15 protein-coding genes are annotated in these 15,772 nt (G+C 54.3%); 7 read left to right on the top strand and 8 right to left on the bottom strand.

Annotation, left to right across the window (positions count from 1 at the left end; genetic code table 11):
- Nucleotides 1-108: 108 nt before the first annotated feature.
- On the bottom strand, nucleotides 109-396 hold the full coding sequence (gatC, locus tag Q4551_RS06840) for an Asp-tRNA(Asn)/Glu-tRNA(Gln) amidotransferase subunit GatC (protein WP_303432706.1): 288 nt from the start codon (nucleotides 394-396) through the stop codon (nucleotides 109-111).
- Between the two features lie 127 nt (nucleotides 397-523).
- Between gatC and Q4551_RS06835 the strand changes: the two genes are divergently transcribed.
- The 7 genes from Q4551_RS06835 (at nucleotide 524) to Q4551_RS06805 (ending at nucleotide 10,017) form a co-directional block, all read left to right on the top strand.
- Nucleotides 524-1,561, top strand: a complete 1,038-nt coding sequence (locus tag Q4551_RS06835) for a rod shape-determining protein (RefSeq protein ID WP_303432705.1) — start codon at nucleotides 524-526, stop codon at nucleotides 1,559-1,561.
- 98 nt (nucleotides 1,562-1,659) lie between these two features.
- On the top strand, nucleotides 1,660-2,523 hold the full coding sequence (gene mreC / locus Q4551_RS06830; RefSeq protein ID WP_368501373.1) for a rod shape-determining protein MreC: 864 nt from the start codon (nucleotides 1,660-1,662) through the stop codon (nucleotides 2,521-2,523).
- Nucleotides 2,520-2,999, top strand: coding sequence for a rod shape-determining protein MreD (gene mreD, locus Q4551_RS06825; RefSeq protein WP_303432704.1), 480 nt, complete (start codon nucleotides 2,520-2,522; stop codon nucleotides 2,997-2,999). Before mreC ends, mreD begins: the two co-directional genes overlap by 4 nt.
- Nucleotides 2,996-3,568: a nucleoside triphosphate pyrophosphatase gene (locus tag Q4551_RS06820; protein WP_303432703.1), complete on the top strand. Its 573-nt coding sequence runs from the start codon at nucleotides 2,996-2,998 to the stop codon at nucleotides 3,566-3,568. Before mreD ends, Q4551_RS06820 begins: the two co-directional genes overlap by 4 nt.
- Before the next feature lie 100 nt (nucleotides 3,569-3,668).
- Nucleotides 3,669-5,120 (top strand): ribonuclease G, encoded by a 1,452-nt coding sequence (gene rng / locus Q4551_RS06815; RefSeq protein WP_303432702.1) that lies wholly within the window; start codon nucleotides 3,669-3,671, stop codon nucleotides 5,118-5,120.
- A gap of 8 nt (nucleotides 5,121-5,128) precedes the next feature.
- Entirely contained in the window at nucleotides 5,129-9,220 is a 4,092-nt protein-coding gene (locus Q4551_RS06810; RefSeq protein WP_303432701.1) for a YhdP family protein, read from the top strand.
- Nucleotides 9,217-10,017 (top strand): carbon-nitrogen hydrolase family protein, encoded by an 801-nt coding sequence (locus Q4551_RS06805; protein WP_303432700.1) that lies wholly within the window; start codon nucleotides 9,217-9,219, stop codon nucleotides 10,015-10,017. The genes Q4551_RS06810 and Q4551_RS06805 overlap by 4 nt, the downstream gene beginning before the upstream one ends.
- Nucleotides 10,018-10,027: 10 nt before the next feature.
- On the opposite strand, the gene yjgA is transcribed toward Q4551_RS06805, so the two are convergent.
- From yjgA to Q4551_RS06770, 7 genes are all read right to left on the bottom strand, one after another.
- Nucleotides 10,028-10,540, bottom strand: a complete 513-nt coding sequence (gene yjgA / locus Q4551_RS06800) for a ribosome biogenesis factor YjgA (RefSeq protein ID WP_303432699.1) — start codon at nucleotides 10,538-10,540, stop codon at nucleotides 10,028-10,030.
- Between the two features lie 79 nt (nucleotides 10,541-10,619).
- Nucleotides 10,620-11,978 carry a magnesium transporter gene (mgtE, locus tag Q4551_RS06795; RefSeq protein ID WP_303432698.1) on the bottom strand — a complete coding sequence of 453 codons (1,359 nt, stop codon included), beginning with the start codon at nucleotides 11,976-11,978 and terminating at the stop codon, nucleotides 10,620-10,622.
- A 216-nt stretch (nucleotides 11,979-12,194) separates the two neighbouring features.
- Entirely contained in the window at nucleotides 12,195-12,464 is a 270-nt protein-coding gene (locus Q4551_RS06790; protein WP_303432697.1) for an HPr family phosphocarrier protein, read from the bottom strand.
- Between the two features lie 38 nt (nucleotides 12,465-12,502).
- Nucleotides 12,503-13,375 (bottom strand): RNase adapter RapZ, encoded by an 873-nt coding sequence (gene rapZ / locus Q4551_RS06785; RefSeq protein WP_303432696.1) that lies wholly within the window; start codon nucleotides 13,373-13,375, stop codon nucleotides 12,503-12,505.
- Between the two features lie 24 nt (nucleotides 13,376-13,399).
- Entirely contained in the window at nucleotides 13,400-13,858 is a 459-nt protein-coding gene (gene ptsN, locus Q4551_RS06780; RefSeq protein ID WP_303432695.1) for a PTS IIA-like nitrogen regulatory protein PtsN, read from the bottom strand.
- 3 nt (nucleotides 13,859-13,861) lie between these two features.
- Nucleotides 13,862-14,164: a ribosome-associated translation inhibitor RaiA gene (gene raiA, locus Q4551_RS06775; protein WP_303432694.1), complete on the bottom strand. Its 303-nt coding sequence runs from the start codon at nucleotides 14,162-14,164 to the stop codon at nucleotides 13,862-13,864.
- Nucleotides 14,165-14,214: 50 nt separating this feature from the next.
- Nucleotides 14,215-15,705, bottom strand: coding sequence for an RNA polymerase factor sigma-54 (locus Q4551_RS06770; protein WP_303432692.1), 1,491 nt, complete (start codon nucleotides 15,703-15,705; stop codon nucleotides 14,215-14,217).
- Nucleotides 15,706-15,772: the final 67 nt, after the last annotated feature.

Below are 15,772 nucleotides of genomic sequence, written 5' to 3'. Positions count from 1 at the left end.
GGGGTCTCTGTCCTGTGAAGCTGATCCCGAATTCGGAAGGTGCCTGAAATAATCCGGCAAGCTGAAACGGCCGGACGGGATGATCTGCTGTGTTTATGCGACCACGGTTTATTCTACGACGCGAGGGACGAGGTAGTGTCCGCGTTCCGTTGCCGGAGCAATTTGCTGGAAGTGCTCCCGCTGGTTGCTTTCGGTGACCTGATCAGCACGTAAACGCTGCACGGCATCGAGAGGGTGAGCCATGGGCGCAACATCGCTGGTGTCGACCGCGGATAGCTGATCCACCAGCTCCAGTATGTTGCTGAGGTTGTTCTGGTATGCGGCAATTTGGGCGTCATCGATTTGCAGACGGCACAATTCGGCAATATTGCGCACCTGATCTTGTTCCAGAGCCATACAGCTTCTCCAGTATCTCTGTCTGTGAAAGCGCTCGAGACTAGCACAAATGCGCCTTGCTCTAAATCCCTGCCATTGCTAGAGTTAGCGCACTTTTTTATGCCAGATGCAAACAGGAAACGGCGGGATGTTCAAAGCTCTTAGAGGCATGTTCTCCAGCGATCTGTCGATCGACCTGGGAACCGCAAATACCCTAATTTACATGCGCGACAAGGGTATTGTTCTTAACGAACCATCAGTCGTTGCCATTCGTCTTCAGGGACACCAGAAAAGTGTCGCTGCGGTTGGGATGGAAGCCAAGCAAATGCTTGGGCGTACTCCGGCCAATATTCAGGCCATTCGGCCGATGAAGGACGGTGTGATTGCCGACTTCGAAGTTACTGAAAAAATGCTGCAGTATTTTATCAAACGGGTGCATGAGTCCAGTTTTATGCCGCCCAGCCCACGGGTTGTGGTGTGTGTGCCGTATCAGGCCACCAAGGTTGAACGTCGGGCGATTCGCGAATCGGTACTGAATGCCGGTGCCAGCAAGGCTTATCTGATACATGAGCCGATGGCCGCTGCGATCGGTGCCGGTTTGCCCGTCGATGAGGCTCGTGGTTCGATGGTGGTTGATGTCGGTGGTGGTACAACTGAAATTGCCATTATTTCACTGAGTGGCGTGGTCTACGCTGAATCCGTGAAAATAGGCGGCGACCGCTTTGATGAATCGATCGTGGCTTACGTGCGTCGCCACTATGGCAGCCTGATCGGTGAAGCAACCGCCGAACGAATCAAGGAAGAAATCGGCACGGCTTACCCCGGCGCGGAAATTCGCGAAATTGATGTGCGGGGCCGAAACCTGGCCGAAGGGATTCCACGCAGCTTTACGCTGAATTCCAACGAGATTCTGGAAGCCCTGCAAGAATCACTGGCCGCGATTGTCCAGGCGGTCAAAAGTGCATTGGAACAGGCTCCTCCTGAGCTGGCTTCTGACGTGGCCGAACGCGGCATGGTGCTGACCGGTGGTGGTGCCCTGTTGCGCGATCTGGATAAACTGCTGAGCGAAGAAACCGGCCTGCCGGTGCTGGTTGCCGATGATCCGCTGACCTGTGTGGCGCGAGGGGGCGGTCGTTTCCTTGAAACCGCATCGGAACAAGCGCTGGATATACTGTCTCAGGAATAATTCAGGTTAATGGATGACATTGCCGCCTGTTTGGGCGGCGGTGTCGTTTGTCCTTTTTATTACTTTGGCAGCTTGCCTAGTCGTTCGGGAGTCGGGTTATCAGACTGCAATTTCAGATCCCCCCGTATCAGGGCCAGCGTACTCTGCTGGTCTGCCTGATAGCGCTTGCGCTGATGTGGGCGGATCAACGCTACCCGGCGTTTCAGTCGTTGCGCAATATTGCCGGATACGTTTTGTATCCGGCACAGCAACTGGCTGTCTTGCCTTCTTCTTTAGCTAACTGGATGGATGAATCCACTACCTCTCGGCGGGATCTGCTTGATCAGAACAAGCAGTTGTCGGCCCGTAATCTGGTCCTGGAGTTAAAAGCCCAGCGGCTGGCTTCACTGGAAGCGGAAAATATTGAGCTGCGTGAGCTGCTCAGTGCTTCTGAGCAGGTCGACGACAAGGTGCTGGTAACGACGGTGATTGCGGTTGATCCCGATCCTTATACCAAGCAGATCCTGATCAACAAAGGCGGCGATGACGGTGTGTTTGTCGGTCAGCCAGTGCTGGATGCTCATGGTTTGCTGGGCCAGGTGGTGGATGTATTGCCGCATATTTCCCATGTCATGATGATTGCTGATTCCAATCACGCCATTCCGGTACAGATCAATCGTAACGGTGTCCGGGCGATTGCCACCGGCACCGGGGCGCTGGATCGGCTGGAGCTGATTTATGTGCCGAACACGGCAGATATTCAGGAGGGCGACTTGCTGGTCAGCTCTGGGCTTGGGGGCCGTTATCCCCGTGGTTATCCCGTGGCGACGGTCGAAAAGGTCGAACATCAGGCCGGTGAATTGTTTGCCAGTGTGACGGCGCGCCCCAGTGCCCTGATGGACCGCAGTCGGTTATTGCTGCTGGTATTCAGCCAGGGGGCCGGCAAAGTACCATCGGATGAACTGTGGAGGAAAAATCGATGACCTCTGTACAGTCGTTTGTTATCGGTATGCTGTCGCTGTTTGTTGGGTTTGTCTTTGAACACTTGCCGCTGCCAGAGTTATTGATCTGGTTCCAGCCGTTATGGATTTTGGTGGTGATTACCTTGTTGGTATTCCAGTCGCCACAAACGTTCGGGTTGTGGCTGGCGATTCCTGCCGGTTTGATGATGGATGCGGAACAAGGGACATTGTTGGGAACCCATGTTTTCACGCTGTCGGTGCATATCTTTCTGGTGCAGTATTTTTTCCGGCGTATTGAAGTCTTTAACCTGTTCCAGCAAATGGCGCTGGTGCTGGTGCTGGCCTTGCTGCATCAGTTGCTGAGTTTCTGGCTGGCGCAAGTAATGCTGGACCTTCCGCATCCGGTTGAAATGTGGGGGCCGGCGTTCAGCTCGATGTTTGTCTGGCCGTGGGTGTTTGCCCTGACGCGTCTGACCCTGCGGCGGATGTCGGTATGATTATTCTGGCTTCGGCGTCACCACGTCGCCGCGAATTGTTAAGCCAGATCGGGGTGACGCATACCGTTCAGCCGGCTGATATTGATGAAACCCCCGCTGCGAATGAACATCCTGAGGATTATGTCGTCAGAATGGCACGGAGCAAGGGGCTGGTGGTGGCGTCATCACTGACGATACCGGCCACGGTGCTGGCCGCAGATACCAGTGTGATTCTGAACGGGCAGATTCTGGGCAAACCAGAGTCGCCTGAGCACCACCGAGCAATGCTGGAACAACTGTCGGGCAATACCCAGCAAGTGCTGTCGGCCATCGCTGTTGTGACCGGGGATCGCTGTGATACCCGGCTGGTGACCACCCATGTGACCTTTCGCCAGCTGGATGAGGTACTGATCAAGCGCTATCTTGAATGTGGTGAAGGGAAAGACAAGGCGGGCGGCTACGGTATTCAGGGGAAAGGGGCTGTCTTGGTTGCAGATATTCATGGCAGCTACAGTAATGTGGTTGGCTTGCCGCTGGCAGAAACAGCCGTCTTGCTCGAACAACATGGCATTTCATATTGGCAGACATGATGGGGGCGTCCTGTCCCCTGGAGTGACTGTCCTGCATCCAGATAGTTTCTGGTTTTGCTGCGCCATTATTGACCCGTCAAAACAATAAAAGGATCTGGTAATGAACGCAGAAATCTTGATGAATATTACACCAACCGAGACGCGGGTTGCCGTGGTAGAAAACGGTGTATTGCAAGAAATAGTCATTGAGCGCACCAATCATCGTGGCCTGGTTGGCAATATATATAAAGGCAAGGTGGTGCGGGTATTACCCGGCATGCAGGCCGCTTTTGTGAATATCGGCCTGGAACGAGCGGCTTTTATTCATGCCGCTGAATTGGGCCACCCTGATAGCCAGACGCCGATTAACCAGCTGTTGCATGAAGGCCAGTCGCTGGTGGTGCAAGTGACCAAGGATCCGATCGGTACCAAGGGTGCACGATTGACGACCCAGTTGACGATTCCTTCCCGCTATCTGGTGTATATGCCGGGTGCAGATCACGTGGGGGTTTCCCAGCGTATTGATGACGGAGGTGAGCGTGACCGTCTCAAGCATATGGTGCAGGACTGCATGGACGCCGAAGGCCTCACTGGAGAAGCCGGATTTATTCTACGCACGGCGGCAGAAGGCGTCGGAGAAGAAGAAATCCTCGCCGATACCCGTTATTTGCGACGTTTGTGGCGCAAGCTGGAAGAGCGGATCAATGAATTCTCATCCCCTGCGGTGGTATATGATGAGCTGCCCCTGTATTTACGTACCCTGCGGGATTACGCCCGCCCGGAAGTCGACAAGATTCTGGTGGACTCCCGTGAGACTTTTGAAAAAATCCTGCAATTCTCCCAGCAGTACGTTCCAGAAATAGAAGACCACCTGAATTATTACCATGGCCCGCGGCCGGTGTTTGAGCTGTATAGCGTGGAAGACGAGATCCAGCGAGCGCTGGAACGTAAAGTACCACTGAAAAGTGGCGGTTATCTGGTCATTGACCAGACCGAAGCCATGACCACTATTGATGTTAATACCGGTGGTTTTGTTGGTCGCCGCAATCTTGAAGAAACCATCTACAAAACCAATCTGGAAGCCGCCAATGCAATCGGCCGCCAGCTGCGGCTGCGTAATCTCGGCGGTATTATCATCCTCGACTTTATCGATATGACCGAACCGGAGCATCAGCGTCAGGTGTTACGGATGCTGGAAAAAGTGCTGGAAAAAGACCACGCCAAAACCAAAATCAGTGGTGTCTCAGAGCTGGGGCTGGTGGAAATGACTCGCAAGCGTACCCGGGAAAGCCTCGAACAGATGCTGATGGAGCCGTGCAAGGCCTGTGATGGCCGAGGTTCTGTGAAAACCCCCGAGACCGTCTGCTACGAAATTTTCCGGGAAATCCTGCGCGAAGATCGCGCCTATGGCGCTGATACCTATCTGGTGCTGGCCAGCCAACCGGTGTTGGACCGTTTGCAAGACGAAGATAGTGACGGCTTGGCAGATTTGGAAGCATTTATTGGCAAAACCATTAAACTGCAAGTTGAATCCCTGTACGCACAGGATTATTACGACATCATCTTGCAATAGGAATCGGCATGAGGTTTCTCGGTGCCTGCTGGACGCAACTATGGATAACACTGGTGGTTGGACTGGTGATGACGGCACTGTATACCAGTGCCGGGCGTCAGTTGATCCCGCTGGTAGAAAGCTGGCATCCGGATATCGAGCAGCAACTGACCCAGCAACTGGGGCAGCCGGTTGTGATAGGCAAGGTAGAAGGTGACTGGCGTTATTTGTCACCGATTGTCCGGCTGCGTGACATTGTTGTCGGCGTCGCACCGGATCAGGTTTCACTGCGGCGCGTGGAGCTGGAACTGGACGTCAGTGCCAGCGCATTTTACCAGCTGCCGGTGTTCAAGAGGATCGAAGTCGAAGGGCTGGAGCTGCCGCTGCGACGCGCTCCGCAACAATGGTTTATTGGTCAGAACTGGGCGTTGTCGTGGCAGCAGCCCAGTAACACCGGCACCGACTCTACGGCAGCTTCTCCAGCCGCTTCCGGAACTTCCCAATCGCTTGGTCCTCGCCAGTCAGAACAGCGTCCTTTGTGGGCGCGGTTGCTGGAATTACAGCAGCGGATGGAAATTACCGACTCCCATATCCAGCTCCAGAATGCCAATGGCAAAGTCGATCAGCTACAGATCGAACAGCTGTTGTGGCGTCACCAGGGCGGCAGCCAGTCGATACTGGGGAAGCTGTCCTGGGGACGAGAGCAGCTGGCTGATATTACCCTGAATGCGGTGCTGGATGGCCAGGTCTGGCCTTGGCGTGAACAGAACGGCGAAGTGTTCGCCTATGTTGAACCCCAAAGCTGGACGCGCTGGATTCCGAATGACCTGCCGATGGAGCTGGTGTTCAACCAGCTGGACGCCGGAGCGGATGTCTGGTTAAAAATCCATAATGGCGAATTGTCCCAGGTCTATGCTGATCTCAATATTGAGCAACTGGAGCTGACCACCCGTGAACAGCCACTGAGCCTGAGTGAAGGCCGGATTCAGCTGGGTGGGGAGCATCATGGCGATGACTGGCATATGCGCATCATGCCCGACCTGGGCGATGCCGTGCCGGTGCATGATTTCACCATCAGTGCGATCAGCTTGCCGGAACAGTCGCGGGGCTGGCAGCTGGGGCTGGCGCAGCTGGAAATCAGTCAGGCGATTGGCTATTTGCTGGAGCATGGTCTGCTGCCAGATCCTTTCGATCGTTATCTGGGTAATATCCAGCCTGGTGGTCAGGCGCAGGATGTGCGGATTTCCTTTTTGCCGGAGGCCGAGACCAATGACGCTATCGATGTCCGGGCGCAGTTGCAGAATATCCACGGCAGCGCCTATCAGGGTATTCCAGGCATGAAAGGGCTGAACGGCCATGTGCATTTACAGCCCACGGTTGGCCGTATCGACTTCAAGGACCAGACCGCCACGATTGATTTGCAAGGCGTATACGATGAACCATGGTCTCTGAGTGGACTTTCCGGTGCGTTTCACTGGCGTATCCAGCCAGAGGAGTCCCGTATCTGGCTGACAGGGTTACAGGCTCGCTGGCAACATTTGCAACTCCGCAGTGAGTTGTCGATGACCCTGCCATCCCGTGCTTCCGGGCGCGACAGTCGGTTCAGTCTGCTGTTGGGAATGCCCCGAGCCACCATGACAGACCGCAGCCGCCTGTTACCTGATTTGCTTGACCCTGAAGTGCGACACTGGCTGGATACCGCACTCCTGAGTGGCAAGCTTTCCAACGGGGCTTTTTTGCTGGATGGCGTACTGGACGAAGAGCGTCCGGATAACAGCCTGACAACCCAGCTCTATATGGACGTCCAGCGCGGCGAGCTGAAATATCTCGAAGGCTGGCCGGTGGTTGGTAACGTGACCGGGCGGGTCTTGCTGGATACACCGTCAGTAGATGCCTGGGTTGATGGTGCCGATACGCTGGGAGGGCATATCGAGAAAGGTGCGCATATCCGTTTGCGCAGTGGTGCCGATCATTCAACCCGGCTGTTGCTCAATGGTCGCCTGAAAGGGGATAGCGGTGCCGCACTGCGCTATTTTACCGACACACCACTACAAGAGGTGGTGGGACACGCCTTTGATCACTGGCAAGGACAAGGGAGCCTGCAGGCGGTTATGGCGATGGATATGGCTTTGGGGGACGATAGCGGCGATCCGGAAATGCGTATCGAGGCTCAACTCGACGATAACCAACTGCGTCTGGATGACCTGAATCTGGAGATTACCGGACTGACCGGTGCGCTGGTTTATGATTCGATTGCCGGCCTGTCTTCGCCTCGTATGGAAGGGCATGTAATGGGAGGAGATATGGTAGCGAAAATGACCTCCAAACCGCTGCCCAATGGATTTTCCACCCAGCTTCGCGCCGATGGTCGAGCGACCATGGCGGCCTTTAAGCAGTGGCTGCCAATGTTTTTACTGGACCCGGTAACGGGTGATCTGGGCTATCAGGCCACGCTGGATCTGAATACCACCTCTGGTGATGTACGTTTTGCCCTGGATACCAATCTGGATGGCACTCTCATCGACTATCCGGCGCCACTGGGCAAAGCGGCTGCCGATGCCTCGCATCCCTTGCATGTTACCGTTCGACCCGGTCGCGAAACCCGTATCAGTATGAATTACGATGATCGTATCCGGGGGGTGTTTGCACTCGACGATCAAGGGCTTAATCGGGGACAGGTGTATCTGGGCAAGAGCGAACCGTTTTTGCCCAGTGACAGCGGGGTTGAAATTCGTGGGCAGCTGGATACGCCGGTCAATGCCGAAGAGTGGTGGGATATGTGGCTGCGGCTGGAGCCATTGGCACTGGCCGAAGAAGCAGCAAGCAGTACAGCGGCCGCGGGTTCTGGCCCGGCAGCAGAGCAACCAGACAGTGATACCAACGCCGGTACACGCAGCAGCACCTCGGAGAATCCGTTACGGCTGGTGGATTTGATCTTTACCCGGTTGGATGTCTGGGATATGGCTCCCGGCCCAACTCATGTTATTGCCCAGCAGAACTGGGGGGAATGGCAAACCCGTATCGATAGTGAACTGATGGCCGGTGATGTGGTGCTGAGTGCCGGGAGTGATCCTGTGCAGATGACACTGGAATATCTGCATATGCCACAAACGGATGATGTGGTGAAAGAGCCTGGCCAGCGGGGTTCACTGCTGGGTGAAGTACCGCTTGATCAGCAGCTGACAGCGGTCTTGGCCGACGATACCTTGCTGGATATGGTACCGGCAGACTTGTTACCAATGGATATCCAGATTGCCGAGATGATTATCGGGAGCCGTAATTTGGGCCGCTGGTCTCTGAGCAGTCGTCCCATTGAAAAAGGGCTGGCATTGACGATCAATGATAGCGATATGAAAGGTCTGAAATTCAATGGAGATATTCGGTGGCTGCAGGAAAAGGATGGCCACCGTACTTATGTCGATATGCTTAAAGTGCGCGGCAAGGATATTGGCAAGGTGCAGCAAGCCTTCCGGCAAGAGCCCATCATTGATGGCAAGGAGTTGACGGCCTCAGCCAGCCTGGAATGGCGAGGATCGCCACTGGCGTTTAACCCGGTGAGTCTGCAGGGGCTGGTGAGCTTGCGTATTAATGACGGCGTCTGGAAAACCGAAGGAACCGGCGCATTAAAAGCATTTGGTATCCTGAACTTCAATTCCATTTCCCGCCGCTTGCAACTGGATTTTTCCGACTTGTATCAGTCCGGTATGGCGTTTGATGTGATGAAAGCCAAGGCTGATATCGTGGATGGTACCTTGACCTTCTCTGAGCCATTGGTGGTGGATGGCCCTGGAGCCAAGTTTCTTGTATCGGGCAATACCAATCTGGTGACAGAGACTCTGGATATGAAATTGGCCGTCACCTTCCCGGTGACCGGCTCCTTGCCGCTGGTGGCGGTGTTGGCTGGGTTTGCGCCTCAAATTGCCGGGGCGATTTATGTCACGGAAAAACTGATTGGTGACGAATTGGAAAAATTCACCAGTGCCAGCTACGACATTACCGGGCGCTGGAGCACCCCGAAAATGAAAATCCGTCAGGCCTTTGACAATGATGTGGACGGCAAAAAAAGTCGCAGTTTCAAACAGCGTTTCCTGAGTATTTTTGGACTGGAGGAATCCCGATGACGAAAGTGGCAGCAATCCAGATGAACAGTCTGGCAGCACCAGAAGATAATTTTCAACAAGCCGTGGCTCTGTTGAGGCAAGCCAAAGAAGAAGGAGCAGTGCTGGCATTACTGCCAGAAATGTTTCTCAGTATGGACGGTAAATGTTATCAGGATCTGGCTCGGGAGCTGAGCTGGGTGGATCGGCTGGGTGACGTGGCGCGTGATCTAGGGCTGTGGCTGGTGGCTGGTGCCATCCCGCAACCGGCACCTGATCCTGCGGAGCCTCGGCTCCGCTCTGCCTGTCTGGTATTTGACGATCAGGGAGAGCTGGTCGCTCGTTACGACAAAGTGCATTTGTTTGATGTGGCGGTGGGTGACTCTCAGGGCCAGTATCGAGAATCTGAACGCTTTTGCCCCGGCGATGCGGTGGTGGTGGTGGATACACCAGCAGGCCGTTTGGGGCTGAGTATCTGCTATGACCTGCGGTTTGCCGAGTTATACCGGCTGTTACGGGAACAAGGGGCAGAGTTGCTGGCAGTACCAGCGGCCTTTACCTGGAAAACCGGAGCGGCTCATTGGGATGTCTTGCTCCGCGCTCGTGCGATTGAGCAGCAATGTTATCTGATTGCCGCCAATCAGTGTGGCTGGCACGATCGCAAGCGCCAGACCTGGGGGCACAGTCAGATTGTTGATCCGTGGGGTACGCCGTTAGCGGTGCTTGAGGAAGAGCCGGGCGTTGTCTGTCAGACGATTGATCTGGAGGAATTACGGCGCTTGCGTCAGAACATGCCAGTGGCAGAGCACCGGCGGTTCTGATCAGAGAGGGCTATTCCGTTTCGGTTTTGATAAATTGGAACAGGCTTTTATAGGCCTTGCCGGGCTGGGCATTGTCTCCAGCCATCTCCTTTTGGGCATTACGCACCAGGTTACGCAGTTGCTGGCGATCAATCTGCGGGTACTGATCGATAAAGTCATTCAGGCCGCTGTTGTCTTGCAGTAGCCGGGTACGCCACATTTCATACTGGCGCTGGCGTCGGCCGTAGGCATCGCTGGATGGATCCATCAGGTCGATTTTTTCCTGGATGCCGGCGATGTCTTCATCTCGCATCACGCGGCCGATGTACTGCAAGTGACGGCGTTTGGCACCATGTTGTTTGATGCGGCGGCTTTCTTCCAGAGCGGCATGCAGCACATCACTGATGGGCATATCGTTCCATAGTGATGGGTTCAGTTCGGTCAGTCGTTCTCCGAGTGCTTGCCAGCGCTCGGCTTCCCGTTTCATTTCAGATTTGCTGACCAGCTCGTATTCTTCATCTGGCTGGGAGTCAAAGTCGCTCATACAAGGTTGCTCATTATGGTTCCGACCGTAGTCGCTAAAGTGGTATGCAAGGGATGATCCATAAGGATACCCGGCACATCTAGATATAAATCAGGGTAGCCAGTCCGAGGAATGACATAAAGCCAACCACATCGGTGACCGTCGTCAGGATAACACCACCGGCCAAGGCGGGATCAATACCACGGGCCTTGAGAATTTGCGGCAATGCGGCACCCACCACAGCAGCAGCCATCAGATTGATAATAATCGCGGCGGACATGATCAGTGACAGCTTGATGTCGTTGAACCATACCCAGGCCATAATCGCAATAATGATGGCCCACAACCCGCCGTTGAGGGCTGCGACCAATAATTCACGATGAAAAAGCCAGCGGAAGTTGGCACCACTGAGATGCCCGAGTGCCTGGCCGCGAATCACCAGTGTCAGTACCTGGCTGCCGGCAATACCGCCCATGCTGGCGACAATCGGCATCAGTACCGCCAAAGCAACAACGGCTTCAATGGCCTTGTCAAACAGACCGATAACCGCAGAAGCAATAAAGGCGGTAATCAGATTGATGCCCAGCCAGACCGCGCGCCGGCGGGCGGTTTTGAGCACCGGGGCGAAGGTGTCTTCATCATCATCGAGACCGGCCATGCTCATTAATGAGTGGTCGGCGGTTTCCCGGATCACATCCACCACGTCATCAATGGTGATACGGCCAAGCAGCATGCCATTGGCATCCACCACCGGGGCCGATACCAGATCATGGCGTTCAAACAGCTTGGCGACTTCCGTTTCATGCTGGGTTGCCTGGATCACCATGATCCTGCCGGTAGACATTACTTCGCGCACGGTTTGTTGGGGGTCACTCACCAACAGTTTGCGGATAGGCAAGGCACCGATAAATTCGTTTTGCCGGTTCACCACCAGAAGGTTGTCGGTCATGTCTGGCAGTGACTGGTGACGACGCAGATAGCGCAGCACAACATCCAGAGTAATATCCGGACGAATCGTGATGGTGTCGGTGTTCATCAGACCACCGGCGCTGTCTTCCGGGTAGCCCAGAATGGCTTCAACCCGGGCGCGATCCTGGTGGTCCATCGAGCTCAGAATTTCCTGGGTCACTTGCTCAGGAAGTTGCTGGAGCATATCGGCAATGTCATCGGAATCGAGGTCAGCGGTGGCATCGACCACCTGCTCTGCGCTCATGTCGCTGAGGAACTGACTCTGGATATCGATCGACAGGTATTGCAGTACCTCACCTTCGATGCCTTTGTCGACCAGCTCCCAGATGACTTTCCGGGCTTTGGGCGGGGAGGATTCGATCAGGTGGGCGACATCAACAGGGGCCAGGCCGGAGTTGATGATCCGGCGTACACGTGCCATGGCACCGGACTCGAGCGCTTCGTTCAGGCTGTTGAGTTTGGATCTGGCCTTTTCGCTGAGTTCTGCCATGGAAGCCCCGGTACGGAGTGAATGATTGATTCTAGCCTGAATCACCGAGTGTGGCTATCCGGGGAATACTGAAACTACTCGCATTGATATCGCTAGTGATTTGATTTTATAGGAAACTTTGATTGTTGGAGGAAGTGTTCTGGGGAATATGGCGGTCGTTGACCGCCGTTGTTGGAGGCAAGAACAGGTCAGCTATCGAACGGCTGTCAGGTGTTTTTATTCACCCTCATCAAAGCGACGATTGATCAGGTCGCAGAGTGCGTCCAGTGCTGCCTGGGCATCCTGGCCCTCTGCTTCGATATAAAGATCGGTACCCTTGCTGGCGGCGAGCATCATCACGGCCATGATACTTTTGGCATCGACCATGCGGTTTGGATAACCCACCTTGATGGTTGCGCCGTAGCTGGCCGCGGTTGATACCAGTTTGGCGGCTGCCCGTGCGTGTAAACCCAGCTTGTTGATGATGGTGATTTGCGTGTTAACCATCCAGGCTCCCGAAACGATTGGATTGTGGGTAATAAGCATCAGTGGCTGTGATGGGCAGCAGACCTGAGCTCGCGGTGACGTACCTGTACATTGCCAAATTCTTGTTTGAAGGCTGCGGTCAGGCGTTCTGATAAATACACTGAGCGATGTTGACCGCCAGTGCAGCCAATGGCAATGGTCAGGTAGCTGCGGTTATTTTCGGCAAAACGGGGTAACCAGCGCAACAGGTAAGTACGGATGTCATCAAACAGTTCGGTGACTTCCGGCTGGCTGGATAAAAAATCGATAATCGCCTGATCCTGTCCGGTCAGAGGACGTAATTCATGTTGCCAGTAGGGGTTGGGCAGGTTGCGGACATCAAATACAAAATCGGCATCCAGAGGAATCCCCTGCTTGAAGCCAAAGGACTGGAACAGAATGGCCATATCCGGGGTGACTTTCTCGGCTACTCGCATTTTGATCAGGCTGCGCAGCTCATGGACTGACATGCGGGTGGTATCCAGCGTCAAGTCAGCCAGGTTGGCAACAGGTTCGAGCAATTCGGTTTCGCGCTCGATGGCTTCTGCCAATGAAATATTGTCATTGGTGAGGGGGTGTTTGCGACGGGTGGAGCTGAAGCGTTGTAGCAGGACTTCTTCGGTGGCATCCAGAAATACAATATCGACCTGGCGATACTGTCCGGGTAAGCAGGTCAGTACCTGGGTCAGCTGTTCCATGGCGTCGGGCAAATTACGCACATCGACACTGACAGCGACATTGGCGCGTTTTTCGGCGCTGTAGGGTAAATCCGCCAGTGCGGGCAACAGATCAACCGGCAGGTTGTCGATGCAATAAAAACCGAGATCTTCGAGCACGGCCAAAGCGCTGGACTTGCCTGAGCCAGAGCGGCCACTGATCACAACCAGGCGCATGATGCGGTCTCCGTATTGGTCTGGTTAGTGGTTGGCCAACGCTCGTTGGTACAGTTCCTGATCGCTGCTGGCACTACGCAATTGCTGACGGTAATCATTCTGACTGAAATTTTGCGCCAGTGTGGCGAGAATTTGCAGATGATCGTCCGTTGCTTCTTCAGGGACTAATAAAGCAAATACGAGGTCAACCGGTTGATGGTCAATGGCATCAAAATCGATGGCCTCTTGCAAGTGAAGTAACACGCCGACGGCTTGTTCGCATTGCCGTAAACGACAATGGGGGATTGCGATGCCTTCACCTATGCCAGTACTGCCCAGACGTTCACGTCCAAGCAGGCGTTCAAACACTTCGTCCGAACTGCTGCCGTCAACTTTTTCGGCAATCAGTCCGGCAAGAAACTCCAGCAATTTTTTTTTGCTGGTAATGGCGACGTCGGTACGGGTGCATTCTGGCAGTAGAATATCGGCAATCGCAATGCTCATAGGTCAACCTTGCCCGTGCTGTCGGGCAATCAGTTTTTCTTTGTGTTTCAGGAGTTGACGGTCCAGTTTGTCGGCCAGCAAATCAATGGCGGCATACATATCGTCGTGAGTTGAGGTGGCGTGAAAGTCAGCACCACTGGCATGCAGGGTGGCTTCTGCCTGTTGTCGGCCTTTTTCCAGGGTCAGTGTGATCTGGCCAGAAGTAATCGGGTCGACATGACGCTCAAGACGAACCAGTTTTTCCTTGACGTATGCTTCCATGGCTTCGGTCACTTCAACATGGTGTCCACTGATATTGATGCTCATAAACGGCTCCTTATCGCTCGCTTGTATCGAACAGAGATCGACGCTATCGATCAGATCAATTGTTTCCGCTCATTGGAAGGCGGAATCATCATGGCTTCACGGTATTTGGCCACCGTGCGGCGTGCAACCTGAATGCCCTTGTCGCCCAGCACAATGGCAATTTTGTTATCACTCAGGGGTTTACGCGGATTTTCTTCGCTGATCAGTTTTTTGATCATGGCGCGAATGGCGGTGGATGAACATTCGCCACCGGCGTCAGTACTGACGTGGCTGGAGAAGAAATACTTCAGCTCGAAAATACCACGAGGTGTGTGCATGAATTTTTGCGTAGTGACCCGTGAAATGGTTGATTCATGCATACCAACGGCATCGGCAATATCATGCAATACCAGAGGTTTCATGGCTTCTTCGCCCTGTTCAAAGAAGTCGATTTGGTACTCGACAATTTTGGTGGCGACTTTCAGCAGGGTTTCGTTGCGGCTTTGCAGGCTTTTGATAAACCAGCGCGCTTCTTGCAAATGGTCTTTGAGGAAGGCGTTGTCGGCACTGCTGTCGGAACGTCGCACCAGTGAGGCGTAGTCGGAGTTGACGCGCAGCTTGGGGGCGATATCCGGGTTAAGCTCAACACGCCATTCATCACGGATATTACGAACAATCACGTCCGGTACCACGTATTCCGACTGCTCGGAGCTGATATCAGCGCCCGGCTTGGGGTTGAGTTCTTTAACCAGACGCAGGACGGCTTTGAGGTCTTCTTCCTTGAGCCGGGTTTTGCGCATCAGGGTGGGGTAATCTTTACTGCCCAGCAGGGCGATGTAGTCGCCGATCACCAATTTGGCTTCTGCCAGCCAGGGTGTTTCGGCAGGTAGCTGGTTGAGCTGCAGAATCAGGCATTCACGCAGGTCGCGGGCAAAAACACCGGCGGGGTCAAACTGTTGCAAGCGTTTGAGGACGGCCTGGATTTCATCTTCTTCAACACCCAGTTCCGGGTCAATTGAACCGAGTATGTCGTCGATGGTGGTGTGCAGATAGCCATCGTCATCAACCCCGTCGATCAGCATGGTGGCGATCTCGCGATCGGTGTCACTCATGGGAGTCAGGTTCAGCTGCCATTCAAGATGATCTTGCAGGTCGTCTGTGGTGGCATGACGGGAGTCATAATCAAAGTCGTCATCGCCAACCGGGCCAGAGCCTGAGGAAACCCCGGCCGTGGTCTGGAACGTATCATCCCAGTTGCTATCGACTGGCAGATCATCTGGCATCTTGTCATCAGACCATTGCTCACCCAGTTCCTGGGTGTCGGCATCGGTCGTGGCCGCTGTTGCGGTGACTTCCCTTTCCTGATCTGCATTGGTTTGCTGTGCATCCGGAAAGTCGTCGTGCTCGGACTCTTCGAATTCCAGCATGGGGTTGGAGTCCAGGGCTTCCTGGATTTCCTGTTGCAGATCGAGGGTAGACAATTGCAGCAGTCGAATTGCCTGTTGCAGCTGAGGGGTCATGGTCAGCTGCTGACCCATTTTTAACTGAAGCGATGCTTTCATACAGCGTTATTATTCATCGGTTGTCGGCATGGTCTGTGCATTATACGCCAGCCTGTGAGACAGGGAA

Origin of the sequence: Oceanobacter sp. 5_MG-2023 (genome assembly GCF_030548165.1) — a bacterium.
Lineage (GTDB): Bacteria > Pseudomonadota > Gammaproteobacteria > Pseudomonadales > Oceanobacteraceae > Oceanobacter.
The sequence above is the reverse complement of the archived record's forward strand: the minus strand, read 5'-3'. Positions and strand labels throughout refer to the sequence as shown.